Source organism: Streptomyces sp. HUAS 31, assembly GCF_028198125.1.
In the GTDB taxonomy this organism is placed as follows: Bacteria; Actinomycetota; Actinomycetes; order Streptomycetales; family Streptomycetaceae; genus Streptomyces; species Streptomyces chartreusis.
Window position 1 is genome coordinate 1,262,494 of the sequence record NZ_CP116353.1, and the last position, 26,037, is coordinate 1,288,530.

At 73.0% G+C, this 26,037-nt stretch carries 24 protein-coding genes; 5 read left to right on the forward strand and 19 right to left on the reverse strand.

Features of this window, described 5'->3' with window-relative positions; all coding sequences use genetic code 11:
- Nucleotides 1–24 precede the first annotated feature (24 nt).
- The 4 genes from PGH47_RS05370 to PGH47_RS05385 form a co-directional block, all read right to left on the reverse strand.
- Nucleotides 25–1,503 (reverse strand): MFS transporter, encoded by a 1,479-nt coding sequence (locus PGH47_RS05370; RefSeq protein WP_271667988.1) that lies wholly within the window; start codon nucleotides 1,501–1,503, stop codon nucleotides 25–27.
- Between the two features lie 190 nt (nucleotides 1,504–1,693).
- Nucleotides 1,694–3,109 (reverse strand): cytochrome P450, encoded by a 1,416-nt coding sequence (locus tag PGH47_RS05375; protein WP_271662479.1) that lies wholly within the window; start codon nucleotides 3,107–3,109, stop codon nucleotides 1,694–1,696.
- A 114-nt stretch (nucleotides 3,110–3,223) separates the two neighbouring features.
- Complete coding sequence (locus tag PGH47_RS05380) at nucleotides 3,224–4,621, reverse strand: FAD-binding oxidoreductase (RefSeq protein WP_271662480.1); 1,398 nt, start codon at nucleotides 4,619–4,621, stop codon at nucleotides 3,224–3,226.
- A gap of 230 nt (nucleotides 4,622–4,851) precedes the next feature.
- Entirely contained in the window at nucleotides 4,852–5,577 is a 726-nt protein-coding gene (locus PGH47_RS05385; protein WP_271662481.1) for an ankyrin repeat domain-containing protein, read from the reverse strand.
- 326 nt (nucleotides 5,578–5,903) lie between these two features.
- Here PGH47_RS05385 and PGH47_RS05390 point away from each other — a divergent pair, with 326 nt between their 5' ends.
- Genes PGH47_RS05390 through PGH47_RS05400 form a run of 3 tightly spaced genes read left to right on the forward strand, consistent with a single transcriptional unit; the run spans nucleotide 5,904 to nucleotide 8,757 of the window.
- On the forward strand, nucleotides 5,904–6,983 hold the full coding sequence (locus tag PGH47_RS05390; protein WP_443048470.1) for a FecCD family ABC transporter permease: 1,080 nt from the start codon (nucleotides 5,904–5,906) through the stop codon (nucleotides 6,981–6,983).
- A 2-nt stretch (nucleotides 6,984–6,985) separates the two neighbouring features.
- Nucleotides 6,986–7,768, forward strand: coding sequence for an ABC transporter ATP-binding protein (locus tag PGH47_RS05395; RefSeq protein WP_271662482.1), 783 nt, complete (start codon nucleotides 6,986–6,988; stop codon nucleotides 7,766–7,768).
- Nucleotides 7,753–8,757, forward strand: a complete 1,005-nt coding sequence (locus tag PGH47_RS05400; RefSeq protein WP_271662483.1) for an ABC transporter substrate-binding protein — start codon at nucleotides 7,753–7,755, stop codon at nucleotides 8,755–8,757. The genes PGH47_RS05395 and PGH47_RS05400 overlap by 16 nt, the downstream gene beginning before the upstream one ends.
- A gap of 4 nt (nucleotides 8,758–8,761) precedes the next feature.
- On the opposite strand, the gene PGH47_RS05405 is transcribed toward PGH47_RS05400, so the two are convergent.
- From PGH47_RS05405 to PGH47_RS05465, 13 genes are all read right to left on the reverse strand, one after another.
- Nucleotides 8,762–9,694, reverse strand: a complete 933-nt coding sequence (locus PGH47_RS05405; protein ID WP_271662484.1) for an isocyanide synthase family protein — start codon at nucleotides 9,692–9,694, stop codon at nucleotides 8,762–8,764.
- Between the two features lie 99 nt (nucleotides 9,695–9,793).
- On the reverse strand, nucleotides 9,794–11,038 hold the full coding sequence (locus tag PGH47_RS05410; RefSeq protein WP_271662485.1) for a cytochrome P450 family protein: 1,245 nt from the start codon (nucleotides 11,036–11,038) through the stop codon (nucleotides 9,794–9,796).
- A gap of 15 nt (nucleotides 11,039–11,053) precedes the next feature.
- Nucleotides 11,054–12,880, reverse strand: coding sequence for an asparagine synthase (glutamine-hydrolyzing) (gene asnB, locus PGH47_RS05415; RefSeq protein ID WP_271662486.1), 1,827 nt, complete (start codon nucleotides 12,878–12,880; stop codon nucleotides 11,054–11,056).
- A gap of 13 nt (nucleotides 12,881–12,893) precedes the next feature.
- Nucleotides 12,894–14,246: an MFS transporter gene (locus PGH47_RS05420; RefSeq protein WP_271662487.1), complete on the reverse strand. Its 1,353-nt coding sequence runs from the start codon at nucleotides 14,244–14,246 to the stop codon at nucleotides 12,894–12,896.
- A 133-nt stretch (nucleotides 14,247–14,379) separates the two neighbouring features.
- Nucleotides 14,380–15,171, reverse strand: a complete 792-nt coding sequence (locus PGH47_RS05425) for an ABC transporter ATP-binding protein (RefSeq protein ID WP_271662488.1) — start codon at nucleotides 15,169–15,171, stop codon at nucleotides 14,380–14,382.
- A 19-nt stretch (nucleotides 15,172–15,190) separates the two neighbouring features.
- Nucleotides 15,191–16,276 carry a FecCD family ABC transporter permease gene (locus tag PGH47_RS05430; RefSeq protein WP_271662489.1) on the reverse strand — a complete coding sequence of 362 codons (1,086 nt, stop codon included), beginning with the start codon at nucleotides 16,274–16,276 and terminating at the stop codon, nucleotides 15,191–15,193.
- Nucleotides 16,277–16,278: 2 nt separating this feature from the next.
- Nucleotides 16,279–17,340, reverse strand: a complete 1,062-nt coding sequence (locus PGH47_RS05435; protein WP_271662490.1) for an ABC transporter substrate-binding protein — start codon at nucleotides 17,338–17,340, stop codon at nucleotides 16,279–16,281.
- 114 nt (nucleotides 17,341–17,454) lie between these two features.
- Complete coding sequence (locus PGH47_RS05440) at nucleotides 17,455–18,216, reverse strand: sigma-70 family RNA polymerase sigma factor (RefSeq protein ID WP_443048471.1); 762 nt, start codon at nucleotides 18,214–18,216, stop codon at nucleotides 17,455–17,457.
- A gap of 195 nt (nucleotides 18,217–18,411) precedes the next feature.
- Nucleotides 18,412–19,104, reverse strand: coding sequence for a hypothetical protein (locus tag PGH47_RS05445; protein ID WP_271662491.1), 693 nt, complete (start codon nucleotides 19,102–19,104; stop codon nucleotides 18,412–18,414).
- 156 nt (nucleotides 19,105–19,260) lie between these two features.
- Complete coding sequence (locus PGH47_RS05450; protein WP_271662492.1) at nucleotides 19,261–19,803, reverse strand: copper chaperone PCu(A)C; 543 nt, start codon at nucleotides 19,801–19,803, stop codon at nucleotides 19,261–19,263.
- Nucleotides 19,800–22,166, reverse strand: a complete 2,367-nt coding sequence (locus PGH47_RS05455; protein WP_271662493.1) for a heavy metal translocating P-type ATPase — start codon at nucleotides 22,164–22,166, stop codon at nucleotides 19,800–19,802. The genes PGH47_RS05450 and PGH47_RS05455 overlap by 4 nt, the downstream gene beginning before the upstream one ends.
- A complete protein-coding gene (locus PGH47_RS05460) occupies nucleotides 22,166–22,423 on the reverse strand; it encodes a hypothetical protein (RefSeq protein WP_271662494.1) in 258 nt (85 codons plus the stop codon). Before PGH47_RS05460 ends, PGH47_RS05455 begins: the two co-directional genes overlap by 1 nt.
- Before the next feature lie 114 nt (nucleotides 22,424–22,537).
- Nucleotides 22,538–23,152 (reverse strand): DUF998 domain-containing protein, encoded by a 615-nt coding sequence (locus PGH47_RS05465; RefSeq protein ID WP_271662495.1) that lies wholly within the window; start codon nucleotides 23,150–23,152, stop codon nucleotides 22,538–22,540.
- A 256-nt stretch (nucleotides 23,153–23,408) separates the two neighbouring features.
- On the opposite strand from PGH47_RS05465, the gene PGH47_RS05470 reads away from it, so the two are divergent.
- Entirely contained in the window at nucleotides 23,409–23,879 is a 471-nt protein-coding gene (locus PGH47_RS05470; protein WP_271662496.1) for a hypothetical protein, read from the forward strand.
- Here the strand turns inward: PGH47_RS05470 and PGH47_RS05475 are convergent.
- Nucleotides 23,866–24,372, reverse strand: a complete 507-nt coding sequence (locus tag PGH47_RS05475) for a hypothetical protein (RefSeq protein ID WP_271662497.1) — start codon at nucleotides 24,370–24,372, stop codon at nucleotides 23,866–23,868. The two genes, PGH47_RS05470 and PGH47_RS05475, sit on opposite strands and share 14 nt — an antisense overlap.
- Before the next feature lie 140 nt (nucleotides 24,373–24,512).
- On the opposite strand from PGH47_RS05475, the gene PGH47_RS05480 reads away from it, so the two are divergent.
- Nucleotides 24,513–24,668: a hypothetical protein gene (locus tag PGH47_RS05480; protein ID WP_271662498.1), complete on the forward strand. Its 156-nt coding sequence runs from the start codon at nucleotides 24,513–24,515 to the stop codon at nucleotides 24,666–24,668.
- Nucleotides 24,669–24,678: 10 nt separating this feature from the next.
- Here PGH47_RS05480 and PGH47_RS05485 read toward each other — a convergent pair whose 3' ends face one another.
- Nucleotides 24,679–25,860, reverse strand: a complete 1,182-nt coding sequence (locus PGH47_RS05485; protein WP_271662499.1) for a PP2C family protein-serine/threonine phosphatase — start codon at nucleotides 25,858–25,860, stop codon at nucleotides 24,679–24,681.
- Nucleotides 25,861–26,037: the final 177 nt, after the last annotated feature.

A 26,037-nucleotide genomic window follows, 5' to 3' on the forward strand; every position in this document is an offset into this window, starting at 1 on the left:
AACGAAAGACGTCCAGTCCGAACCTCAGGACGGCGGCACCCCGCCACCCCGGAGGCGCTCCAGGTCGGAGGGACGGACCTGGATGACGAACAGGGCGATCACCGCTGCGACCGCCGTGAAGATCGCGGCCGCGATGAAGGCGGCGGAGACGCCCGAAGTGAGGATCTCGTCGGCGTACTGCGCCGGGAGCTGCCCGGTGCGTTCGAAGCGCAGTCGTTCCACCGGGGTCGCCTGGGAGAGGAAGGCCGGGATCTGTTTGTCGGCCTCGTTGTTGCTGGCCGTACCGAACGTCGTGACCAGGATGGACAGCCCGAGGGAACCGCCCACCTGCTGGGTGGCGTTGAGCAGCCCGGAGGCGGCGCCGGTCTCCGCGACCGTCACGTTGGACAGCGCCATCAGGGTCAGGGAGACGAACTCCATGCCCATGCCCAGGCTGAAGACGAGCATCGGGCCGAGGATGCTGCCGAGGTAGGTGGAGTCGACGTCGGTCAGGGTCAGCCAGCCCAGCCCCGCGGCGGCCAGGATCGCGCCGGTCACCATGAACGGCTTGGGCCCGTACTTCGGCAGGAGTTGGGAGGCGAGCCCCGCGCCCACCGCGATCACCGCGCTCACCGGGAGGAAGGCGAGACCGGCCTGGAGCGGGCTGAAGTTCAGCACGTCCTGCACGAAGAGCGTGAGGAAGAAGAACATGCCGAAGATCGCGGCGGCCAGGCTCAGCATGATGCCGTACGTGCCCGCACGGTTGCGGTCGGCGAACATGTGCAGGGGTGTGATCGGCTGTCTGGAGCGCTGCTCGACCAGCACGAACAGGATCAGGAAGACGACGGCGGCCCCGAACGAGCCCAGGGTGAGCGGGTCCCGCCAGCCGTCCTGCGCGGCCCGGATGAACCCGTACACCAGCAGCACCATGCCGATGGTGGAGGTCATCGCGCCCGCTATGTCGAAGTGCCCGGGGTGACGCTCGGACTCGCGGATGTAGCGCGGGGTGGCGAGCACGATGAGCAGCCCGATGGGCACGTTGACGAACAGCACCCAGCGCCAGTTCAGCCACTCGACCAGGATGCCGCCCATCAGCAGCCCGATCGCGCCGCCGCCCGCGGAGACCGCGGCGAACACCCCGAACGCCCGGTTGCGTTCCGGTCCCTCGCGGAACGTCGTGCTGATCAGGGCGAGGGAGGTCGGGGACGCGATGGCGCCGCCGACTCCCTGGAGGGCGCGGGCGGCGAGGAGTTGCCAGGAGTTCTGGGACAGTCCGCCGAGCAGCGAGGCGAGGACGAACAGCAGGACGCCGAAGACGAACACCCGTCGTCTGCCGAGGATGTCGCCCATCCTGCCGCCGAGCAGCAGCAGTCCGCCGAAGGTGAGCGTGTAGGCGTTCACCACCCAGGACAGGCTGGTCGTCGAGAAGTCGAGGGAGCGCTGGATGTCCGGCAGGGCGATGTTCACGATGGTGATGTCGAGCACCACCATCAGCTGACAGGAGGCGATGACCAGCAGCGCCATACCGCTGCCGCGGCCATCACTCCGCTCCGTCTCCTGCGGGGTGGGCCGCGCTTCGGGGGTCGGCTCCGGGTTGCTCATCGCATCGCGCCGTGGACGGGGGTTCGGTGGTCGGATCCCGCCACCATTCGACCGTACGCCGGTGCCGGACGGGCCTCCAGTCGATCAACTCGGCCCGTGCTCGCGGGCGTGGTCAGCGGCCTGCGCGGATCAGTCCCGTGAGATAGCGCCACAGCGACGAGCGCTGCCGGGCGGACCGGTCCGGCAGCACCGGCTCGGCAGCCGCCGGCTCCGGCGCCGGCGGAAGGGCCGGGGTCCGTCCGGGCGCGGCCCCCGGGACGAGTTCGTACCGTACGGGCAGCGAGCGCAGGCCGCGCATGAACGGCGAGGAACGCCACGGCAGTTGATCGGCCGGGAGCGCGAGCTCCAGATCGGAGAACCGCTCGAAGAGCCGGCCCACGCCGACGGCGGCGACCGTCGAGGCGAGCTCCCGGGCCGGGCACTGACGGGGGCCCGCGCCCCAGGACAGGTGCGCCCGGGTGCTGATCGTGCTGCCGGACGCGACATGGTCGGCGAACAGCGGGTCGGCGTGCGCGGCGGCGGCGGACACCCACACCGGATCGCCCGCGCGGATCGTGTAGTTGCCGAGCGGGGTGTCCTCGGCGGCGAAGCGCGGGACGAAGTTCACCAGCGGTGGCTTGCGCATGACGACCCGGTTCATGGTCTCCCGGATCATCCCGGCCGACAGGCTCGCCCGGACGCCGCCGCCGTCACCCGAGATGACCTCGACGACGGTGTTGGACATGAGGATGCCGACGTGGTCGGAGACCATGCCGAGCAGCATGAACAGCTCGCGGGCCAGCTCGTCGAGCGAGAGCCCGGGGTGTGCGGCGAGCAGGTGGGAGGGGAAGTCGTCGCCGGGCTTCTCCAGCTTCACGGCGGCCAGTTCGGCGAGGGTGGCCAGCAGCCGTTCCAGGGCGGGCTCGGCGTCCGGTCCCGCGTCCAGTACCCGCCACATGTCCATCAGGGCGTCGTCGCCCTGCGACCCGGGGAAGCCCAGCAGATGGCTGGCCACCATCAGGGGCAGTGGCCGGGAGAACTGCGCGGACAGGTCCGCGACGCCGGTGCCACCGCCCTGTCCGACGAGGGTGATCAACTCGTCGGCGTAGGCGGTGACGGCGGCCTTGAGCCGCTTGGCCTGCGGGCGGCCGGGGTCCTGGAACGGCTTGAGCGCCGCGTCCCACGCCGTGCGCAGCGAGCCGTATCCGGGGCCGCCCTGGATCAGTACGTGGTTGACCTCGAGGGACGGTCCGAGCGGCCAGTCGGAGGGCACTTCGCCGTCGGTGCGGGCCCGCCAGTTCTCCAGGCCCTTGGGCCAGCCCCCGTCGTCCTGGAGGACCTTCAGGGCCTCGCGGTAGCCGAGGACCAGCCACGCGGGCACGCCCAGCAGGTCGACCGGTGCGACGGGGCCGTGCTGCTGCCTGAGCCGCTCGTACACGAGCGAGGGGCGTGTCTCGTAGTCGCGGGTCAGCAGGGGTTCGGGGGCCAACTCCTCCAGGCGCGTGCCCTCGACGCCCACGGACGCACCCTCGCCCAACTGCGATTCCATCGCCCTGCCGCCCTCCGACACTCCCCGCACCGGCGCACTACCAGTGAGTAGCCGAACACCCGTGGGGACCCTACCCCAGGCGGCGACGCCGGGTGAACGAAGGGGCGGCGGACGTCAGCCGGTGGCCGGCGGGATGTTCTGGTTGGCGTGGAAGAAGTTGTCCGGGTCGTAGGTGTGCTTGATCGCCGCCAGCCTGTCGTAGTGGCCGCGGTAGGTCGCGCGGACGCGGTCCGTGCTCTCGCCCTCGCCGATGAAGTTGATGTAGGAACCGCCCATCGAGTAGGGGTGCAGATCGGTCCAGTAGTCGACGCTCCACTGCTTGATCGCCTCGGCGTTGGCGGGATCCGGGTCGACGCCGGCGATCACCGCGGACCAGACGGCGTCCCGGTAGGCCCAGGCCGTGTCGTCCGCGCCGAGCTGATGGGCGGCGCCGTCCACGGGATACAGGTGCATCAGGGACAGGTCGCTGGGAAGATTCTCGCCGTACTTGTGGTGGACGTCGATCGAGGCGTCGGTGACCCCGTCGAAGAAGTCGCCGCGCCAGTACCACTGGTAGCCCTTCGGGATCAGCTCGTCGAACATGCCCTGGAGGGCGGGGTAGGGCATGGGCGTGGCGAAGTGGAAGGCGGGCGGCGCCGGTTCGGTCACCGGGGCGAGCGCCCGTTCCATGCTGTCGTCCGTCAGGTCGCCGGTGTAGCACCAGATGACGCCGCACATCTTCTGCCCGTGGATCGACTCGGGGAACGGCGGTCCCGGCGGGATGGTGAACAGGGTGAAGAAGCCGTTGAGGTCCTGTGGCGCGGCGGGCAGGAACTCCCGGTACCAGCGCAGCACTTCGGGGGTGCCGTCGACCGGCCACACGGTGGCCGCGACGCCGACGGTGTCGACCGGGTGCAGCCGGAAGGTGAACGAGGTGACGACGCCGAAGTTCCCGCCGCCGCCGCGCAGCGCCCAGAGCAGGTCGGGGTGCTCGTCCTCGGTCGCGGTGACGAAGGTTCCGTCGGCGAGGACCACGTCGGCTGACAACAGGCTGTCGATGGTGAGGCCGTACCTGCGGGTCAGGTGGCCGTGGCCGCCGCCGAGTGTGAGGCCGCCGACGCCCGTCATCGAGATGATGCCGGTCGGCACGGCCAGACCGAAGGTGTGACTCGCGTGGTCGAGGTCGCCCAGCTGGGCGCCGCCGGCGACCTGGGCGGTGCCGGTGGCCGGGTCCACGCGCACCCCGCGCATGGTGGAAAGGTCGAGGACGAGCGCGTCGTCGACCATGCACAGACCGGGTCCGCTGTGGCCGCCGCCGCGCACCGCGAGTTCGACGCCGGTGTCCCTGGCGGCGGCGATCACGGTCCGTACGTCCGCGACGTCCACGCACTGCGCGATGGCCGCGGGACGCCGGTCGATCATGGCGTTGTAGAGCGCGCGTGCCTCGTCGTAGCCCGGGTCCTGCGCCGTGATCACGGGTCCCCGCAGCCCCTCGCGCAGACCTTCCAGTGCTGTTCCGTTGATGCCGCCCATGGCCGGGCTCCCCTGTGTCAGGACGCTGAGCCGCGGACGGATGACGGCGCCTGACGTCCGGGCGGGCTGCGGGGGCGTGGTGCGCGGATCCGTTCGCACCTCGTGTCGATGTATCGATGTTCTGATGTACCGATGTGTCGATACGCGGCAGGACGGAACCGCCCCGCCGTGTCCCAGTCTTCACCCCTCGGTGGGTGCCCGCACGTCGGAGGCGCGGCCCGGGCCCGGCGTCAGACCGACTCCTCGGCGGACTTCGCCCCCTGATCGCGCAGCCAGGTCACGAGCGTGTGGTGACCCTCGCGGTGGGCGGCGTCCAGTGCGGTCAGCCGGTCGTAACCGATCCAGTTGACGTCACCGCCCCGTCGCAGCAGGTAGTCGGCGATGCCCTGCTGCCCGCCGTGGCAGGCGCACCACAGCGCGGCGGTGACGTCCTCGGCGCCGGGACGGTCGGTGTCGGAGGCGAAACGGGCGGCGACGCGGTCGGCTTCGCCGAGGGCGGCTGCCTGCCACATGGTGGTGCGGGCGCCGCGCTCCAGCAGACGCCGCGCGCAGTTCCACTGTCCGAAGGCGACCGCGTCGGCGAGCGGTGTGCCGTCGCCGATGACGCCGCCGTCGGCCTCGATGTCCGCGCCGAGGTCGAGCAGGGCGTCCAGGACGGGCACGTCGTCGCAGCTGGCGGCCCAGTGCAGCGGGGTCTCGCGGTGCGCGCCGGTGAATCGGGCGTTCACGTCCGCACCGGCGGCGACCAGCGCGCCGACGGTCCGGGGCCCGTCGGGCAGGTGACCGGGCCAGTCGGTGGCGATGTGCAGCAGGGTCCGTGTCGTGCGCATGTTGCCCACCCGGGCCGTGGCCAGCCCCGGGTGCGCGGTCAGCAGGTCCGAAAGCGCCGCCGCGTTCCCGGTCCGGATCGCCTCCGTGACGGCCTGGGCCAGCGGTGCGTTCGTGTCGATCAGCATCTGGTCACCTCCCGGATCCCCACCTGGATAACACGGCGCACTGACAACGCCCGGCGCCCGCCCCTGCCCCACCGGCCCCGCACCCCTGTCTGTTACGCTCCCGGGGCCTTCCGCGGGGGAAGTCCGGTGAGAATCCGGCGCTGACCCGCAACGGTGTGCGCGTGGACCCCCGTGGTCGTCGTGCGAGCCCGATCGCCCGTGGTTGGTGCGACCCGTTGACTGCTCGCCGCGGACTGCGAGAGGGGACCCCGCGCGACCGGCACGGTCGTCCGGGCCGGCTCCTGCTCGATGTTCACAGGCGGCCCCAGGCGAAGGACCGCCCGCCCGTGCACCGAAGTCCGCCACGGATATCCCGTTCGGGATCCGGTACGGCCCGTCCTCCCGTCCTGCCGCTCGTCCTCGGGCTGACGCTGCTGCTGCTCGTGTCGCTGGTGTGCGGCGTGGGGCTGGGGGCCGCCGGGATCGGATGGACGGACGTCTTCCGGCTGCTCGGGGCCGGGCTGACGGGCGGGACCCTGGACGCCCGGGATGCCGCCGCGTACACCATCGTCTGGGAGATCCGGCTGCCGCGTGTCGTGCTCGGCGCGGTCGTCGGGGCCGGGCTCGCGGCCGTCGGTGTCGCGGTGCAGGCGATGGTGCGCAACGCGCTCGCCGATCCGTTCGTGCTGGGCATCTCCTCCGGCGCCGCGGTGGGCGCCAACGCCGTGATCCTGCTGGGTGTGTTCGCGGGTCTGGGGGTCTGGGCGCTGTCCCTGTCCGCCTTCGCGTCGGCGCTCGCGGCGACCGCGCTGGTGTACGCCATGGCCCGGTCTCCGCACGGGCTCACCCCGCTGCGGCTGATCCTGACCGGGACGGCGCTGGCGTACGGCTTCGAGGCCGTCACCACCGTCATGGTGTTCGGCGCGGCCCGGGGTGAGGCGGCCCGGTCGGCGATCATGTGGCTGCTCGGGAGCCTGGGCGGCGCGACCTGGGCCCAGGTGCCGCTCGCTGCGGTGACCGTGGCGGCCGGGTGGGCGTGGCTGCGGCTGCGGGCCGAGTCGCTCAACGCGCTCGCCATGGGGGACGAGACGTCCGCCGCGCTCGGCGTCCAACCCGCCCGGCTGCGCCGGGAGTTGTTCCTCGTCACCGCCGCCGTGACCGGGACGGTGGTCGCGGTCAGCGGGGCCATCGGGTTCGTGGGGCTGATGGTGCCGCACGTCGTCCGGATGCTGGTGGGCGCCGATCACCGGCGGGTGCTGGCCGTGGCGCCGCTCGCCGGGGCGGTGCTGCTGGTGTGGGCGGACCTGCTGTCCCGGCTCCTGCTCGCGCCCGCCGAACTGCCCGTCGGCGTGATCACGGCCGTCGTCGGGGTGCCCGCGTTCGTGCTGCTGATGCGGCGCGGCGGCTACGCGTTCGGAGGCCGGTGACCATGCGGCTCGACATCGAGGGCGTCACGGTCGAGGCGGCCGGGTCCCGGCTGGTCGACGACATCCGACTCGCCGTGGACAGCGGGGCGTTCGTCGGTCTCGTCGGCCCGAACGGCAGCGGCAAATCGACGCTGCTGCGCTGTGTGTACCGGGCGCTGCGGCCGGCCGCGGGCGTGGTGCGGCTCGACGGCGACGACGTGCACGCCATGCCGCCCAGGGACACGGCCCGGGTGCTGGCCGCGCTGCCGCAGGAGTCGTCGGCCGAGTTCGACTTCACCGTCGCCGAGGTCGTGGCCATGGGGCGGCTGCCGCACCCGGGCCGTACCGCCGCCTCCGACAGGGAGATCTGCGCCGCCGCGATGGAGCGCACCGGCGTCGGGCACCTTGCCGGGCGCGGGTTCCTCGCCCTGTCCGGGGGCGAGAAGCAGCGCGTGCTCATCGCGCGGGCGCTCGCCCAGCAGCCGAAGGTGCTCGTCCTGGACGAGCCCACCAACCACCTCGACATCGCGCACCAGTTGGACGTGCTGTCCCTGGTGCGCTCCAGCGGCCTGACCGTGCTGGCCGCGCTGCACGACCTGAACCTGGCAGCCGCGCACTGCGACGTCCTGTACGTCGTCGCCGGCGGCCGGATCGTCGCGTCGGGACCGCCGCACGACGTCCTGCGACCCGATCTGCTCGCCGACGTCTTCGGGGTTCGTGCCCATCCGGTACGGCATCCGGAGACCGGCGCGGTCCAGCTCCTGTTCGACCTCCTCCCCCAAGGACCCACATGCGCAAGCTCCTAGCCACCGCCCTCTGCCTCGCCGCGACGGTCACCGCGACCGGCTGCGGGGCCACGGTGGAGAAGCCCGCGGACGCGAAGTCGTCCGCGGTCACCCTCACCAACTGCGGCCGGAAGGTGACGTACGACAAGGTGCCCGAGCGGGTGGTCACCAACGACGTCGGGATCACCGAGCTGATGTTCGCGCTCGGTCTCGAGGACCGCATGGCCGGATTCGCGATGCCCGACGACAAGGGCGATCTGACGGGCGTGCCGTGGAAGGGCGGCTACGAGAAGGTGAAGTGGCTGTCGAAGGACCAGCTCACCAAGGAGAACGTCCTCGACGCCCGCGCCGACCTCGTCTTCGCCGGCTGGAACTACGGCTTCCGCGAGGAGGGCGGCTTCACGCCCGAGGCGCTGAAGAAGCTCGGCATCCCCTCGTACGTGCTGACCGAGTCCTGCCGCAACGGCCGCACGGAGAGCTCGCGCGGCATCATGGCGCCGCTGGACGCCCTGTACGCCGACCTCACCAACCTCGGGAAGCTGTTCGGCGTCGAGAAGCGGGCCGCCGCGCTGATCGCCGACTTCAGGAAGCAGGTCGCCCAGGTGCGGGCCAAGGCGCCGACGGGTGCCGCGCGGCCGAAGGTGTTCCTGTACGACAGCGGGCAGGACCAGCCCTTCACCTCGGGCCGCTTCGCCGCCCCGGAGCAGATCATCAGCGAGGCCGGCGGGACGAACGTCATGCGCGACGTCGCGGACTCGTGGACCACGGTGGGCTGGGAGACCGTCGTGGAGCGGGACCCGGACGTCATCGTGATCTGCGACTACGGCGATGTGAGCGCCGAGCAGAAGAAGAAGTTCCTGCTCTCCTACGGGCCGTTGCGCAACGTCTCCGCCGTCGAACACAAGCGGATCTTCGTCCTGGACTACGTCGACCTGGTCGAGAGCCCCCGCAACCCGTCGGCGATCGCCCGGCTCGGCACGTACCTGCGGACGGTGGCCGGGCGGCGCTGAGCCGTCACACCCGCTCGAAGTGGCTCGGTCTGCCGTCCCGGTGGACCGGCCGGCCGAGCCGTCGCGCCCTGGCGTGCGGCATGAGGGTCCAGCCGCCGTCGGCCTCGCGCAGGGCGACGGAGTGCCAGGGCGTCGTCCACACGTCGGGCGCGTCGAGCAGCCGGATGCCGAACTTGGCGGCGCCCACCGGCTGCGGGTGGATCGACAGGCGTACGGCACGCGGATGGTGATCGGCGATGAGCCGGCCCCAGGCCCGGCTGCGCTGGATGACGCCGTACGCCCGTTTGCGGCACTCGCGTTGCAGGGCGGAGCGGCTGCCGGTGAACCCGGTGGTGTCCTCGACGAGGAAGCGGGTGATGCCCCGGTACAGGGCGAGGGTCTGCGCGTCGGTGCGGACCTCGGCGCGCAGGGCGTCCGGGGTGGGGGCGTAGCGGTCGTGGACGTGGGCGCGCTTGGTGTCGTGCGGGAGGTCGCCGAGGACGTCGCGCAGGTCGAAGACGGAGAGGCGGCGCAGGTCCGACTCCCGGATCAGGGCGCGCAGTTCGTCGGCGTAGGCGTCGATGTGCTCGTCGGGGACACCGATCAGGTCGCCGAAGACATGGCCGTCGGAGCAGATGACGACGTGCGCGCCGGGTGCGTGGATCTCCTCGATCTCGGCGCACAGGGCGTCGAGAAAGGCGAGGGAGAGCCGTTCGCCCATGTCCGGGAGGTGGCCCAGGGTCTTGGCCGGGTTGGGCGACTTGCAGGGGAAGCCGGGCAGCGTGAGGACGATCGGAGCGTCCTCACGGACAAAGTCGGCGATCCGGCGCAGTTGATGGGGGAACGCCTCGGCCGTGGCGTGGGAGGGGTCCGTCGTGCGGTGGTGGGCGAGGAGCAGGTCCATGATCCTCGCGGCGGTGGTTCGGGGGAGGGTGTCCGGTGCGGTCGTCAGCGGCATGTCGTTCCTCCACGGGGTGCGGGCATGGCGGGATGGCGCCTCGGCGGGCGGCCGGGCGCGGTCGGTCAAGGAGGGTCGGTCAGGGGGCGGGCCGGAGTGTCACAGCCGTCGGTCGTAGCCCACGGGCAGGCGGTGCGTGCCGCGGCCCAGGACCGCCGGGATCCAGTCGAGATCCTCGTCCCCGACGGCGAGGTGCAGGCCGGGCAGGCGGGCCAGCAATGTGCCGAGGGCGACGCGGAGTTCGGCGCGGGCGAGGGCTGCGCCGGGGCAGAAGTGGATGCCGTGCCCGAAGGCGAGGTGGGGGTTGGGGCTGCGGTCGAGGTCGAGGGTGTCGGGGTCGGGGAAGCGGCGCGGGTCGCGGTTGGCCGCGCACAGGGAGACGATCACGGAGTCCCCGGCCGGTACCTCCGTGCCGTACAGGTCGCTGTCCCGGTCGAAGAAGCGCCAGGTGGTGAGCTCGAAGGCGCTGTCGTGGCGCAGGAGTTCCTCGACGGCGCGGGGCATCAGGGCGGGGTCGTCGCGCAGCCGGGCGAGCTGTTCGGGGTGCCGGAACAGGGCGATCAGGGCTGTGGTGATCTGGTTGGTGACCGGTTCCTGGCCCGCGACCAGCAGCTGGAAGATGATCGAGTCGAGCTCTTCCTGGGACAGTTCGCCCTGGTCACGGGCCGCGACGAGGCGGCCGAGCAGATCGCCGTCCCCGTGCTCCCGCTTGTGGGCGACGACCTCGGCGATGTAGCTCTGGAGGCCGTGCAGCCGGGCTTCGTACCGGGGTCGTCCCGGGTCCGTCGGCCCGACCGGCTGGACGACTTTGCCCCAGTCGCGGTCGAAGCGTGCCGCCAACTTTCCGGGCAGGCCGATGACTTCGGCGAGGACCCGGAAGGGGAAGTGGGCGGCGAATCCGGCGACGAGGTCGGCGGGCCCGTGTTCCGGGAGGGCGTCGACGAGTGCGTCGGCCAGTTCCTGGAAGCGCGGTGTGAGCGCCTCGACGCGGCGCGGTGTGAACGCGTCCGTGACGAGGCGCCGCATGTGCGTGTGCTTCGGCGGGTCCTGGTGCAGGAGATGGACCTGGAGCTGGGAGTGCTGCGGCTCGGGCATGATCGAGGCGCGCTCGCGCCAGCCGTCGTTGCCCCGGTCGTGGTTCTTGCCGAGCCGGTCGTCGTTCAGCGCGGCGTGGGCGGCGTCGTACCCGGTGACGAGCCAGGCCCGCACGCCGCTGGGGAAGAGGACCCGGTGGACGGGGCCGGCGTCGCGCATCCGCTCGTACAGCGGGTAGGGGTCGGCCTTGTACGGGCAGCCCATCAGGGGCACCGGGTCGGTGAGCGGCTGCGGTTCCTGGACGGTCATGGGTGGTGGCGCTCCTCAGAGGGCGAGTTCGGGCCGGTGGTGGTCCAGCCACAGGGCGAGGTCGACGACGCGTTCGAGGCGGAGGCGGTGGCCCCACTGAAGGTGTTCGGGCGGGGTGTCGAGGCAGGGCTTGATGCGGGCCTCGTCGGCGAGGGCCCGGACCTGTTCGACGGACAGGGCGTCACGGGCCAGGTCCTGAAGTCCGCGGTTGTAGTCGGGGTGGTGGGTGGCCGGGTAGTGGTTCTTGGGGCGGTGCAGCACGGAGTCGGGCGCGAGTCCCGTGCCGGCGGCGCGCAGCAGGCTCTTCTCCCGGCCGTCGAAGCTCTTCAGCGCCCAGGGCACGTCGAAGGCGTACTGGACGAGCCGGTGGTCGCAGTACGGGACGCGGACCTCCAGCCCCCGGGCCATGCTCAACCGGTCCTTGCGGTGCAGGAGTTGGCGCAGCCAGCGGGTCAGGGACAGGTGCTGCATCTCGCGCTGCCGGTGCTCGGCAGGGCTCTCGCCGTCGACGTGGGGCACGGCGGCCAGCGCGGTGCGGTAGGTGTCGTCGCGGAACTCGCCGATGCGCAGGTCGAGTTCGGGGTTGAGTGGCATGGCGGCCTCGTCGCCGGTGACCAGCAGCCAGGGGAAGGTGTCGGCGGCGAGCGCCCGGGGATCGTGGAACCAGGGGTAGCCGCCGAAGACCTCGTCGGCGGCCTCCCCGGACAGGGCGACGGTGGAGTGCCGCCTTATCTCCCCGAACAGCAGGTACAGCGAGGTGTCCATGTCGCCGACGCCGATCGGTGAGTCGCGGGCCACGACGACGGCCCTGCGGTGCTCGGGGTCGAGCAGGGTGCGCGGATCCAGTACGACCGTGCTGTGGTCGGTGCCGATGAAGGCGCCCGCCTCGATCGCGTACGGGGTGTCGTGGCCGGTGCGCAGGACGTCGCCGGTGAATCGCTCGGCCTGGTCGCTGTAGTCGACGGCGTAGGAGCGGATCCGGGCGTCCGGGCCCTCGCGCAGCCGGAGTTCGTCGGCGAGCAGGGCGGTCAGGACGGTGGAGTCGATGCCGCCGGACAGCAGGCTGCACAGCGGGACGTCGGCCTCCAGCTGACCGCGGGCGGCCGCGCCGACCAGCTCGCCGATCCGCTCGACTGTGGTGTCCCGGTCGTCCTCGTGCGCGCCGGCCTCCAGCTGCCAGTAGCGGCGTTCGCGGATGCCGTCGCGGTCCAGGACGAGCAGGCCGCCGGGCTCCACCTCCCGTACGCCGGACCACACGGTCGGCCCGGTGTTGAACAGCAGGCTGTACGCCTCCCGGAGCCCGTCCGCGTCCACCCGGGGCCGCAACTCGGGGTGCCGGAAGAGGGCCTTGGGTTCGGAGGCGAAGGCCAGGCCCCCGTCGACGGCCGCCCAGAACAGCGGTTTGACGCCGAGCCGGTCACGGACGAGGAGCAGCCGCTGGGCGTGCTCGTCCCAGACGGCGAACGCGAACATGCCGTCCAGGTGGTCGGCGAGGGCGTCGCCCCACTCCTCGTAGGCGCGCAGCACGACCTCGGTGTCGCTGCGGGTGCGGAACCGGTGGCCGCGGCCGCGGAGTTCCGTGCGCAACTCGTGGTGGTTGTAGATCTCTCCGCTGTAGCTGAGGACGGCCGTGGGCGCGTGCGGCCGGTCGGTCATCGGCTGTGCGCCGCCTTCGAGGTCGATGACGGCCAGTCGGCGGTGGCCGATCGCGGCCCGCTCCCCCAGCCACACGCCGCCGGCGTCGGGGCCGCGCGGGGACAGTTCGGCGGTCATGGCCTCGATGACCGGGGCCTGGGTGCGGGCGTCGTGGTGGAAGGACGCCCAGCCGGTGATTCCGCACATCGGAACTCCTGGATCAGTTCGGGACGGTGTCGGTGGCCCGCTCGGGCACGGGGGCGCCCGGTCGGCCGGGCGGCGCGAGCAGGGGTACGGCGAGGCAGGCGGCCACGGCGGCGAGGATCAGCCCGGCACGCGTGCCGTCGCCGGTCCCGGCCAGGGCCCACGCCGTGGTGGCGAGTGCGGGGCCGAGGGTGAAGCCGAGGCTGCGGGCGACCTGGACCGTGGAGCCGACGGTGGCGGTGCGCCGCGGCGGGGCCGCGGCCATGACGAGGGCCTGTGTCGGGCCGCCGTTCAGCCCCATGCCGAAGCCGGCCAGCGCGAGCCGCCAGGCCACGTCCGGCGGGGACCAGCCGTCGCCGAGCGGGATCAGCAGCAGGAGGCCGGCGGCGGTGACTGCGGCACCGGTGACCGCGAGGGCCCGCAGGCCGTACCGGTCCGCGAGCCGGCCTCCGAGCGGTCCGGCCAGCCCCATGCCGAGCGGGAAGGCGAGCACGGTCAGGCCGGTCGTGGTGGCGCTGACCCCCTCGTCCCGCTGGAGGTGCAGGGCGACGACGTAGTGCATGGCGGCGAAGGCGGCCGCCAGCGCGAGGACCGCGCCGTGCGCCCGGAGCAACCCCGCCGCCCGCAGCACTCCGGTCACCGGACGGCCGCCGGGCCCGCGCAGCCACCACCACAGCGGCATCAGCGAGGCGAGCGCGAGCAGAGCCCACGGCGGACGATCGGTTCCGAGAGTGAGGGCGAGCAGCAACGCGGCCAACCCGCCGCCGACGAGCAGTGTGTCGGCGAGGAACCGCCGGTCCGGCGCGCGCAACGGGCCGTCGTCGGGCATCGCCCGCCAGGCCAGGACAAGGGCCAGCAGGCAGAACGGGAGCTTGACCAGGAAGACCCAGCGCCAGCCGAGGTGGTCCAGGAGCAGCCCGCCGACCGCCGGCCCTGTCACGGCGCCGAGGGGGCCGAGCGTCGCGGGCACGCTCATCGCCCGACCTCGTGCTTCCGGGCGCACGGCCCGGATCACCAGCACCGGCATCAGCACGAACAGCACCGCCGCGCACACGCCCTGCCCGATGCGGGCCGCTGTCAGCCAGACCGCCCACGGAGCCAGGGCGGCCAGTACGCCGCAGGTCGCGAAGCCGGCGGTCGCCGCCAGCAGCGCGGGCCGAGTGCCGGCGCCGTCCAGCCAACGGCCGACCGGCAACAGCATTGCGACGACCGGGAGTTGGTAACCCAGCACCGCCCATTGCGCCGTCGCGTCGGACACGTGCAGCCCCGTGGAGATGTCGGCCAGCGCCACGTTGACGATGTTCATGTCGAGCATGGCCACGAACGACAGCGCGCCCGCGACGGCCACGAGAACCCAGCGGTCCCTCACTTCGCGCCCCCTCCCTCTCCTGGCCGCCCGCCGTGCGGCGGCCTCACTTCCAGAGGTCGGGGGCTCGGAGGGCCCAGTTCCCGGATTTGGCCGGAAATATGAAGAATGCGGAGTCCGGTCAGGCACTACGGCGTCAGGGCGCGCCGATGCCTGCCGCGGGGACCCGGTGATCGAAGGCGATCAGCGGGTCGCCGGTCAGCGGATGGTCGACGACGGTCGCCCGTACACCGAACACCTCGGCCAGCAAAGCCGGCCGCAGCACCTCGCGGGGCGGGCCGGAGGCGACCACCCGGCCGTCGTGCAGGACGTGCAGCCGGTCGCAGACGGAGGCCGCGGCGTTGAGGTCGTGCAGCGACACCAGGGTCGTCCGGCGTCCCGCCCGCAGCAGGGCGAGGAGTTCGACCTGGTGCCGGATGTCGAGGTGATTGGTGGGCTCGTCCAGGACCAGGACGTCCGGCTGCTGGGCGAAGGCGCGGGCCAGCAGGACGCGTTGGCGCTCCCCGCCGGACAGTTCCGTGAAGCGGCGCCCGGTGTGCCGCTCCATGCCGACGTCCGCGAGGGCGCGGGCGACGACGTCCCGATCGGTGGTGTCCTCTCCGGCGAAGGCCCGCTTGTAGGGCGTACGGCCCATGGCGACGACCTCGCGGACGGTCAGCTCGAAGTCGCCGCCCCGCTCCTGCGGGAGGGCCGCGACATGGCGGGCCGCCTCGACGGGGCTCAGCCGGCGCAGGTCGGTGCCGGACAGCAGGACCCGGCCGGCGGCCGGCTTCAGGTGCCGGTACACGCTGCGCAGGAGTGTGGACTTCCCGCTGCCGTTCGGCCCGACGAGGCCGGTGATCTCGCCCTCGGCGGCGACCAGTTGGGCACCCGCCACGACCGTACGGCCGTCGTAGGCGACGTGCAGGTCCTCGATGTCGATCCTCAAGTCGTGCTCCCTGAGTTCCTCAACTGCCGCTCCCCAGGCGCCGGTCCAGCAGATACAGCAGCGCCGGTGCCCCGATGAGGGACGTGACCACACCGACGGGCAGCTCCTGGGTATCCATGGCGACGCGGCACACGATGTCCACGACGACCAGCAGCAGCGCGCCGAACAGAGCCGAGACCGGCAGCAGACGGCGGTGGTCACCGCCGACGATCAGGCGGCAGGCGTGCGGCACCATGAGCGCGACGAAGGCGATGGCGCCGGAGACGGCGACGAGCACGCCGGTCAACAGGCTGGTGAGGGTGAACAGTTCACGGCGCAGCCGGGTGGCGTCGACGCCGAGGCCGGCCGCGGTCTCGTCGCCCATGATCAGCGCGTTGAGGCCCCGGGCGCGCGCCTGGAGCCACACCAGGGTGACGGGTACGGCGACGGCCGGGGCTGCGAGCAGCGGCCAACTCGCGCCGCTCAGGCTGCCCATGAGCCAGAACAGCACGCTGTGGGTCTGCTGCTCGTCACCCGCCTGGAGCACCAGATAGCTGGTGAACCCGGACAGGAACTGCCCGATCGCCACACCCGCCAGCACCAGCCGCAGCGGCGCGAATCCGCCCCGGCGCCGGGCCACCGCCCACACCAGCGCGAAGGTTGCGAGGGCACCCGCGAACGCCGCGCCCGACAGTCCGAGCCCGAGCGTGCCGCCCGTGCCGAGGCCGAGGACGATCGCGGCGACCGCTCCGAGGGAGGCCCCGTTGGAGATGCCCAGGAAATACGGGTCGGCCAACGGGTTGCGCACGAGGGCCTGCATGGCCGTGCCGACGAGACCGAGGCCCGCGCCGACCAGTGCCGCCAACAGGGCTCGGGGCACCCGGAGTTGCCACACGATCAGGTCGTCGGTGCCGGGTCGCGGCGCCTCGCCGGACAGACGCCGCAGCACGACGCCCCACACCTCGCCGGCCGGAATGCTCGTCGAGCCCCAGGACACGGCGGCGGTGAGTGCGGCGAGCAGCGCCAGGGCGAGAGCGACCGCCAGCGGCGCGGCGGGCACGGAGCGCGTCCGTGGGCGCTCCCGCGGGTCCGCCGCGCTCTTCCTGCGCACCAGGGTGTCGAGCACGGTCAGCCGACCTTGCCGGGGTACAGGGTCTTCGCGATCTTCTCCACGGTGTCGGCGTTGGCGACCCCCGCGATGGTGGTGCGCTCGGAGCCGATGCGCAGGAACCGGCCCTCCTCGACGGCCTTCAGGCCCTTGGTCGCGGCGTTCGTCTCCAGCCACGTGCGGGCCTCGTCGTAGGCCTTGGCGTTGGCGGCCTCGCTGCCCCGGTCGCGCACCGCGAGCTGGATCCAGTCCGGGTTCTTCGCGATCACGTCCTCCCAGCCGACCTGCTTGTAGTCACCGTCGCAGTCGGCGAAGACGTTGCGTGCCCCGGCCAGCGTGATGACGGCGTTGGCGACCTGGCGGTTGCAGACGGCCATGGGCTGCTTGGTGCCGGCGTCGTAGTCGAAGAAGAAGTACGTGGGCCGCTTCCGCTCGGGCGTGCCGCCGACCGTCTTCTGGACGGCGTCCACCTTCTCCTTCATCCCGGCGACGAGTTCCGCGGCCCTGGTACTCGTGCCGGTGACGGCACCGAGCGAGGTGATGTCGTCCTCGACGGCGGACAGGTCGGTGACCGGGCTCTTGCTCTGAGCCGCGCACGCCGTGGACTTGAGGAAGATGTGCTGGATGCCGGCGGCCTTGAACTCGGCCTCGGTCGGCGCGTCCCCCATGCCGCCGCCCATGTTCATCGAGGCGAAGGTGTCGATGTACAGGTCGGCTCCGGAGCCGAGGAGCTTCTCCTTCGGGATCACGGTCTCGCTGAGGATCTTCACCTGCCGGGCCTGCGCGTCGAGTTCGTCCGGCAGGGTGCCCTTGCCGGGCGGGAAGCCGGTGCCGACGACCTTGTCCCCGGCGCCGAGCCGGAGCAGCAGTTCGAGGCTGGAGGCGTTGCTGGTGACGATGCGCTTCGGGGTCGCGGCGAAGGTGGTCTCGGCGCCGGCGCAGTCGGTGACGGTCACCGGGTCCGGGGAGTCGCCCTTGCCGGCGGCGGAGCTCGCTTTCTCGTCGCTCCCGCTTCCGCAGCCGGTCGCCAGCAGGCCGCCGAGCACCGCGGCCGTCATGGCCCGCCCCACACGAGAACGCATCGAGAACTCCCCTGATCCACTGGTCGCACGGGGCGGATCTCCGCCGCCCGATCCAGTAGTCGGGGCGAACCCGGTGTCGGTTCCCGGGAGTGGGATCCGACACCGGGTTCCGGGTCAGGCCGCGACGACGGCCGGTTCGGCGAGCGCGACGACGGGCGCCGCCCCTGCCGGCGCCGCGACTGGCGCTTCGCCGAGAGCCAGGGCGTCGTCCGTGACCGTGGTCTCGGCCGCCGCCAGCAGCTCGACGAGGGTCGCCCGGGCACGGGCCACGCGCGAGCGGACCGTCCCGACGGGACAGTCGCTCATCTCGGCGGCCTCCGCGTAGGGCAGGCCCACCATCTGGGTCAGGACGAACGCCTCGCGGCGCTCGTCGGGCAGCGCGTCCAGCAGGTCGAGCAGCGCGATGCCGTCGTCGAAACCGGGCAGCCCGGTCGGCTGGGCGCGTTCCGCGACCAGCGTCCAGTCGTCGGTGTCGCACAGCCGGGGCCGGGCGGCCGCGTACCGGTGGCTGTCGATCACCGCGCGGCGCGCGATGGACAGCAGCCAGGCCCGCGCCGAGGAACGGCCCTCGAACCGGTGCAGGCTGCCGAGCGCCCGCAGGAACGTGTCCTGTGCCAGGTCGTCGGCGGCCTGCGGATCGGCGGACAGATGCGCCACGTAGCGCACGACGTCGCGGTGCAGCGAGCGGACGAAACGATCGGTCGCGTCCGCGTCACCACCGCCGGCGGCCAGCGCCCACGCGGTCGTCGACTCGTCACGGGAGACCGCCGTGGCGGTGGCCTCCACCTTGTTGCCGGCCTTGATGTCCGCCTTGTCGTCCGCCTTCGTGTGCCTCACGCGGGTCGGGCGCGAGGTCGGCAGAGCAGGAGTGATCACCTGGTTCCTTCTCGGTAGTCCGGACTCCGGCACGGAGGCGGGTACGACGGCGTCACCGCCGGGCGCCTGGGCACGGCGGTGTGCGACGTACGGGTACACCGCGCCGGACGGGTCCGGGGAAGCAAGGGATTCGGCCGTACGGCAGGTACGGCCGCGGCCCGAGGCACGGTCGCGTGCCTCGGGGAACCGGCTGTCTCAGCTGACAGCGATCCCTGCCGGCGGACCCCGAGAGGTGATCGTGTGGACGAGCGGCAGCAGCCGCGGCGCCCGGTCCGAGCGCCCGCGGCGCGGACGCAGACGTGGGCGGTGCGGTGGCGTCGGCAGGACGAGCGACAGCCGCAGCGGGGCGGCCAGCCAGCCGGCGACGGCCCGCAGGATGCGGAACGCGGCGCGTTCGCCGTGACCGAGCCACAGGCCGCACAGCAGCGCGGCGAGGGTGTGGGCGGCGAACATGCCGAACGAGGATGTGACGCCCATGTCGTGGCCCATGTCCATGTGTTCCATCCCCATGTGCCCCATGGACATGGAGCCGGTGGAACCCATGGAACCGATGGAACTCATGGCGTCCATGGACATGGGATCCATGGAGCCCCCGTGCGTGGACATGGAACCCATGTCGTGCGCGGTGGTGGTGGAGGACTGCGCGAACTCGAAGGCCGAGTGCAGCCCGCCCTGTGCGGCGACCACGACGGACACGACCAGGGGGAGCCCCCGTTCGCGGCCCGCGAGGCACCAGCCCGCGCCGCCCGTGAGGACGACACCGGCGGCCAGCGTCCACCAGGGGACGGCCCGGCCCGACATGAGTACGTGGCCGAGGGCGGCGAGCAGCACACAGACGGACGCGAACACCGCGGCCCGTATCGTGCGCACACCCCACCCAGCAGTCATGACGGCCCTCATCCTCGCATCCTGGGCCCACTCGTCACGGGTGGGTACGCACAACACCCCCGTCCCGCACTCAAGCCCAGAAGAGTGATACAGGACACATCGGCAGGAGGGAACCGGGCACGCACGCCGGCCGACAGGTGAAGGTGCGGGCCACCCTCAGCCGGCCTCGCCGGGACGGACCACCTTCGCCTGCACCTCGATCCGCCCGCCCTGCTCGAAGTGCAGTGTGAACGGCACATATGTGCCCGCCACCCACTCCGGATCGGCCCGCAGTGTGACATCGAGTCCGAACGGGGACATGGTGAGGCCGCCGCCCGCCGGGACGCCGGCCGATTCCACCGTCCGCGCGGACGCCGCGTTGTCACCGGCCATGCGGTGCCGGCTGAGCGTCGCCTCGCCGCGGACCGCGGAGGACGTCACCTTCAGCAGCCGGTCGTCAGAGCCGCCGTAGTTGGCGATCCGGAAGAACGCCGCGGTGTCCCGGACGTCGCCGTACGGCAGGAAGACCCTCCCGTCGGTGACCGTGATCCGCGCGGGGCTGCCCGCGTTGCCCGCGCCGACCCAGGTGGTCAGGCCGCCCAGGGCGACGCCGCACGCGGCGATCGGGGCGAGCGCGGCGAGCAGGCCGTCGGTGATCCGACGGCGGGTCGGGCGCCAGGCCCGGGGGTCGGCCGGCCGTTCGGCCGTGGACACGGTCATCGGGTACGTCCTCCTGCGACGACGGGCGTGCGGCCCTGTGCTCCGGCTCGGCCTCGTGCCCCTGCTCGCTCACCGCGGCGGCCCGCTGCCGGCTGCCAGGCCCGCAGCCGCAGGCTGTTGCCGACCACGAGCAGGGAACTCGCCGACATGGCCACGGCGGCGACCATGGGGTTGAGCAGGCCGACCATGGCGAGCGGCACGGTCACCAGGTTGTAGCCGAAGGCCCACAGCAGATTGGCGCGGATCGTGCCCAGGGTGCGTCGGGCGAGGCGGACCGCGTCGCCGAGGGCCTCGATGTCACCGCGCACCAGTGTGACGTCGGCGGCCCCGATCGCCACGTCCGTGCCGGTGCCCATGGCGATGCCGAGGTCCGCGCCGGCCAGCGCCGCCGCGTCGTTGACGCCGTCGCCGACGACCGCGACCCGACGGCCCTCGCCGCGCAGTTGCCGTACGAGGTCGGCCTTGTCCTCGGGTGTGCGGCGCGCGTGCACCTCCTCGATGCCGAGGGCGGAGGCTACGGCTCGGGCCGGTGCCTCGCGGTCGCCGGTGGCGAGCACCGGGTGGACACCGAGACGCCGCAGCCGGTCGACGGCACGGTAGCTGCCGGGCCGTACGACGTCCCCGATCTCGATCAGCGCCTCGGCGACCCCGTCGACGTGGACGACGACTGCCGTGTGCGCTGCGGCCTCCGCCACCGGGAGGGCGTCCGCCAGCGCCGCGGGCAACCCCTCGCCCGGCGCGAGCACCTCGACCGGGCGCCCCTCGACGAGGCCGCGCACGCCCCGGCCGGCCTCGGCGCGGAAGTCCCGTACCCCGGGCAGCGCCTCCCCTTCCGGCAGGGCCCTGCGGGCATGGGCGACGACGGCGCGGCCCAGCGGATGTTCCGAGCCCTGCTCCACGGCACCGGCCAGCCGCAGCACGGCGTCCTTGCCGAGCCCGCCGGGTACGGCCGTGACACGGGCGACGGTCATGTGCCCGGAGGTGAGGGTGCCGGTCTTGTCGAGGACGACGGTGTCGATGTGCTGGAGCCCCTCCAGTGCCTGCGGGCCCCGGATCAGGACGCCGAGCTGCGCGCCGCGTCCGGTGGCCGCCATCAGCGCGGTCGGGGTCGCCAGGCCCAGCGCGCAGGGGCACGCGACGACCAGGACGGCCACGCACGCGGTGATCGCCGCCTGCGGATCGGCCCCCGCCCCGAGCCAGAACCCGAGCACAGTGACGGCGAGCGCCAGCACCGCGGGCACGAACACCCCGGCGACCGCGTCGGCCAGCCGCTGCGCACGCGCCTTGCCGGCCTGGGCGTCCGTCACCAGGCGGGTGATCCGGGCAAGTTGGGTGTCCGCGCCCACGGCCGTGGCCCGCACCAGCAGCATCCCGCCCGCGTTGACGGCGCCGCCCACCACGGGTGAGCCGGGCCCGACCTCGACGGGATCGCTCTCCCCGGTGACGAGCGACAGGTCCACGGCGGAGTTGCCCTCGGACACCTCGCCGTCCGTCGCGACCCGCTCCCCGGGGCGTACGACGAAGTTCTGCCCGACCGTCAACTCCTCGATGGGGACGAGGCGTTCGGTGCCGTCCTCCCGTACGGACACCTCCTTGGCGGCGAGCCGGGCGAGCGAGCGCAGTGCCGCACCGGTGCCGTGGCGTGCCCGCGCCTCCAGGAACCGGCCGGCCAGCACGAACAGGGGCACGCCGACCGCCGCTTCGAGGTAGACGTGCGCGACGCCGTCCGGGGCGGAGGGCAGCAGGCTGAACGGCATCCGCATCCCCGGCGCGCCCGCGCCGCCGAGGAACAGGGCGTACGCCGACCAGGCGAAGGACGCCACGACACCGAGGGAGACCAGCGTGTCCATCGTCGCCGTCGAGTGGCGCAGCCCGCGCAGGGCACGCACATGGAAGGGCCAGGCGCTCCAGAGGGCGACCGGGGCCGCCAGCACGAAGCACAGCCACTGCCAGTTGCGGAACTGCCAGGCGGGCACCATCGACAGCACGAGCACCGGCACCGCGAGCAGCGCGGTGACCAGCAGCCGCTCCCGTTCCGACCGGACGCCCTCGGACCCGGCCCCGGGCCCGCCCCCGCGCCCCGCGTCATTCCTGTCTCCCGGCACGTCCGGGCGCCGACGGGACTTCGGCGGCTCGGGCAAGGCGGCCGTGTATCCGGCCTGTTCGACGGTCGCCACGAGCTCCTCGGGGCGTACGTGCGGCGGATGGCTCACCCTGGCTCGCCCGGTGGCGAGATTGACGGTCGCCGTCACGCCTTCCAGCTTGGCGAGCTTCTTCTCCACCCGCCGCACACAGGCCGCGCAGGTCATCCCGCCGACGGTCAGGTCCGTGGTGGTCATCGGCGGTGCCGGTTCGGTGGCCATCAGCCGCCGCTCCCGTGCCGCATGTCCGTGCCGCCCATGTTCCCCATGTCGCCGGTGTCCTCCTCGCCGGAACCGCCGCTGCCGCTCGTCCCCGGCCCGTGCATGCCGGGCGCCACGGGCCCGGAGGCTGCTCCGACGGCGTACGACGCCGTGAAGATCAGGGCGAGCAGCAGCAGAAACCCGCAGAGGGCGGGCGGCGGCGCGAGTGCGCGCAGCACCGCGCCCGCCCCGCGAGAGGACTGCTGGGGTTGTTTCATCACGGGCCTCCTGATGTGCGTACCGCAACAGGAGTCGGGCCCGGGGGAAGGGGAGTTCCCGGACCTGGTCCGCCGATTCGGGCCCCTTGAACGGCTGCCGCTTCGAACAGCGGATCACCTCGAACGGCTGCCACCTGAACGGCCGATGCCGTAGCGGTACCGGAGGCAGGAGGCGACGACCACGAACGGCCACAGCGACTGGATCGAGGTCACCAGGCGTTCCGCGACACCCGCGGCGCCGTCGATGTGCATCTCGATCATGAACCAGACGGCACTGACGAGCATGAGCAGGGTCGCCGCGATGGACGGCACGAGTCTGAGCCCCCAGGGTCCGGTGCCCCGGCGATCGGCGGCCAGCACCGGCCACATGGCGAGGAGGGCGAAGCCGACCCCGGCGACGGCACCGTGGCGCAGGGACCCTCCGCTGCTCGGCGGTGGGAGCGCGGCCACCACGAACGCCGCCACTCCCCCGGCGCCCAGCGCCACCCGCCCGGGAAGGGCGGCCGCCCGCAGCCCCAGTGCGGTGACCAGATGGCAGAGGCCCAGGGTGGCGAGCGCCGTGGTCATCACCCAGAATCCCGCGGCGCCGTAGGCCGCCAGGACGCTGATCGTCTGGGTGACGGGGTCGTAGGCGGGGCCTTCCAGCCGCGCCGCGATGAGCCACCCACCGATCAGTACGACAGGCGCGCAGCCCGACGAAAGCAGCGCCCATCTAGGCACGAGTCGCATCAATACACCGTAAAACGCCTGAATCGGTCGACCCGTCAGCTACACGCAGACGACCGGCGCGACGGGCGACATGCCGTCAGGTCACCGTGGGTACCGGGGCGTCGGCGCGGACCCGCCCGAGCCGAACAGCCCTGCGACCGTCGTACGAACCACCTGCAAACGCCAGGCCACGCCACCCCTTCCGGCGCATAGAAATATCCACCAGCATGAAGGGCCCTGAGCGGAACGGCGGAGCCGAGAGTGCGGGGAGTGGGACATGCAGCGCGCCATGGGGAAGCAGGCTGTGGAGTGGCTCGCGGCGGCAGCGGCGGATCCTCGGTCGTGTCTACGGCAGTGGGATCAGGGCGCGGACGCGGTGCTGTTGGAGGCCGGCCGCCTCTGGGACGTGCTGAGCGTCCCCGAACGCCTCGGCCTGGGCGCCCTGGATCTCCTCAGACGCATGCGGCCGCGGTCGTCCGGCCCGGTCCTGATGAACTGCGGGGCGCGCAGGGTCGGCTTCTTCATCCCGCCCGCCGGCGCCACCGGGTGGGCCGGGTTCGGAGTACGCCATGCCGGCCGGGGCTCGTGGGTCGCCGTGCCGCCGCCCTACCATCGCGGCGGCTGGCGGATGGAGTGGGTGCTGCCGCCCGACGGAACCGGCGCTCTGTACGACCCGGACGCCGTACGACTGGCGCTGCGCGAGGCCGGCGGCGCGCTCGCCGTCCCGGTGGGCGTCAGCCGCCCATGAGCGGATCGGCCACGCCGACGCGTCCCCCACCGCCGCTCTCCCACACGAACAACGGCCCGGGAAGGCCCCGGGGAACGACGATCGCGGGGACCCGCTCGGGCGGCGGGCTCGGCTGCCCGTCCGCACGAGGGCCCCGCCGGTCCTCGCCGGACCCGCGCTCCGACTCGGGGGCGTCCCGCTCCGCCGTCGCGGGGTGGCGCTCCTCCGCCCGGGCGGGCCCGTAGGACGCCGGGCCGGCCCCGATGGCCGGGGTCAGCCCGGCGCACGGGCCGACGGCCCAGGAGGTATCGGTCCGCCCTTGGCCGGCCGCGGCCACGAGAAGGTCCCACGACATGTCACGGCGCCCGGGAACGGTGCGCCCCTTGGCGCGCCACTCCGCGACCAGCGCCGCGTAGATCGACGGCTGGCCCCGGACGCCGGTGGCCGGCACGACGTACGACCTGGGCGCGCCGTCGCCGCCGAGGACGCGCCGCGTCGGATCAGTGCTGTCCATGCCGGAGCAACGCCGAGGCGTACGCCGGTGGTACGTCGAACGCCTTCGCCACCACCCAGTCGAGTGAGGACATGACCCGTATGGAGTCATCCGTGCCCGAAGAGCACCGCCCGCCCTCGAACAGGACAGGAGCCGCCCCCGTGGAGCGGAACGACACCGAGGAAACCGTCGACTGCCCGTGGTGCGACGCCCTGCTGGAGGCGAGCCTGCCACCCACCGCGCCGACGTCCAAGGCGCCGGGACGCAGACACGACCCGTATGTCTCGGGCACGCAGTACGACGGCGACGACTGGTGAGCGACGGTGCTCAAGTGCCCGGACCGTCGGCGCCCTGGACGCGGTCGTGCAGCTGGGCGGCGAGCACGGCGACGTCGTCCTCGGCGTGCCGGGCGTCGAGCCGGGCGAGCATGGTGTCGATGACGTCCTCGACGCCCGCGGTGGCCGCGAAGGCGACGCCGGCCAGCCGGTCCAGGGAGTGGTCGATGTCCTCGCCCCGGTGCTCGACGAGGCCGTCGGTGAAGAGCACCAGCGTCTGGGTCGGGTCCAGCCGGTAGGTGGCCGGCTCATAGCCGCCGAGGCCGGTGCCCAGCGGCGGGCCGACCGGCACCGGCAGCAGTGACGTACGGCCCTGCCCGTCGATCACGGCCGGGGGCAGGTGCCCGGCGCTGGCCAGGGTGACCTGGCCCCGGTTGGGGTCGACGCGGGCGATCAGACAGGTGGCCGGCCGGCGGTCGGCCTCGGCGCTGGCGGTGTCGTCGAGCTGGCGCAGCACGCGGTGCGGGGGCAGGTCGGCGGAGGCGATGTAGCGCAGCGAGGAGCGGTACGCGGTCATGTCCACGGCAGCCTCCAGGCCGTGCCCCATGACGTCGCCGACGACGAGCAGCGTCCGCCCGAAGTGCAGTCGGACGGTCTCGCACCAGTCGCCGCCGACCAGGGCGCTCTGCCCGATGGGCAGGTAGCGGATGGCGACGTCCAGGTTCGGGTGCGGACGGCCGGGCTCGGCGAGCAGGGCGCGCTGGAGGTTGCCGACGATGCCACTGACCCGCTCGTGCTCGCGGGCGTGCCGGATGTGGGAGGCGGCGCGTTCGGCGAGCAGGCCGAGGAGCTCGGCCTCCGCCGGGGTGAACGGTGCCCGCTCGCGGGCGCAGACCAGCAGCCCGCCGTAGGGGTGTCCGTCGGTGGCCAGGGGAACGCAGAGCGCGGGTCGGGCCCGGCCGGCGGAGGCGTACGGGATCGCGGACGCGGCCTCCTCCAGGGCATTCGCCTCCCGCGCCGCGGCCAGGGCCCACGGGACGCCCGGCAGCAGCGCGGGGTCGCCCTTGACGGTCCCGTACCGGGCCACGGCCTCGCCGCCGACCCACAGCACGGCAGCCGTGCCGCCGACCTGCCGGACCGCCTCGTGGGTCAGCTCCGCGCAGGTCTTGCCCTCGTCCAGCGTGGTGCCGATCCTGGCCAGTGCGGTGCGCAGCGCGGCGAGCCGGGTGGGCACGGCCAGGTCCCGCTCGGGTACGCCGCGGGACGCGGCGGGCCACAACCTCGGCGGTCTATGAAACGACTGGAACCAGCGCGCCACACCAAACACCCTAAAACGGTGACAATCGTCCACAGGCAACGCACAGACCGCCCGGCCCCCGGCACGTGCCCCGCGGGGTCGCCGCATGGGACG

Bases quoted from the DNA above. Each gene is read 5' to 3' on its own strand.
- asnB (WP_271662486.1), bottom strand. From the start codon at position 12,880: ATGTGCGGAATCACCGGCTGGGCGTCCTTCCACCACGACGCCCGCACC.
- PGH47_RS05450 (WP_271662492.1), bottom strand. From the start codon at position 19,803: ATGACCGTGTCCACGGCCGAACGGCCGGCCGACCCCCGGGCCTGGCGC.
- PGH47_RS05375 (WP_271662479.1), bottom strand. From the start codon at position 3,109: ATGGAATCGCAGTTGGGCGAGGGTGCGTCCGTGGGCGTCGAGGGCACG.
- PGH47_RS05455 (WP_271662493.1), bottom strand. From the start codon at position 22,166: ATGGCCACCGAACCGGCACCGCCGATGACCACCACGGACCTGACCGTC.
- PGH47_RS05380 (WP_271662480.1), bottom strand. From the start codon at position 4,621: ATGGGCGGCATCAACGGAACAGCACTGGAAGGTCTGCGCGAGGGGCTG.
- PGH47_RS05370 (WP_271667988.1), bottom strand. From the start codon at position 1,503: ATGGCGCTGCTGGTCATCGCCTCCTGTCAGCTGATGGTGGTGCTCGAC.
- PGH47_RS05475 (WP_271662497.1), bottom strand. From the start codon at position 24,372: ATGGACAGCACTGATCCGACGCGGCGCGTCCTCGGCGGCGACGGCGCG.
- PGH47_RS05435 (WP_271662490.1), bottom strand. From the start codon at position 17,340: ATGCGTTCTCGTGTGGGGCGGGCCATGACGGCCGCGGTGCTCGGCGGC.
- PGH47_RS05405 (WP_271662484.1), bottom strand. From the start codon at position 9,694: ATGCCGCTGACGACCGCACCGGACACCCTCCCCCGAACCACCGCCGCG.
- PGH47_RS05400 (WP_271662483.1), top strand. From the start codon at position 7,753: ATGCGCAAGCTCCTAGCCACCGCCCTCTGCCTCGCCGCGACGGTCACC.
- PGH47_RS05470 (WP_271662496.1), top strand. From the start codon at position 23,409: ATGCAGCGCGCCATGGGGAAGCAGGCTGTGGAGTGGCTCGCGGCGGCA.
- PGH47_RS05465 (WP_271662495.1), bottom strand. From the start codon at position 23,152: ATGCGACTCGTGCCTAGATGGGCGCTGCTTTCGTCGGGCTGCGCGCCT.
- PGH47_RS05385 (WP_271662481.1), bottom strand. From the start codon at position 5,577: ATGCTGATCGACACGAACGCACCGCTGGCCCAGGCCGTCACGGAGGCG.
- PGH47_RS05410 (WP_271662485.1), bottom strand. From the start codon at position 11,038: ATGACCGTCCAGGAACCGCAGCCGCTCACCGACCCGGTGCCCCTGATG.
- PGH47_RS05460 (WP_271662494.1), bottom strand. From the start codon at position 22,423: ATGAAACAACCCCAGCAGTCCTCTCGCGGGGCGGGCGCGGTGCTGCGC.
- PGH47_RS05395 (WP_271662482.1), top strand. From the start codon at position 6,986: ATGCGGCTCGACATCGAGGGCGTCACGGTCGAGGCGGCCGGGTCCCGG.
- PGH47_RS05445 (WP_271662491.1), bottom strand. From the start codon at position 19,104: ATGACTGCTGGGTGGGGTGTGCGCACGATACGGGCCGCGGTGTTCGCG.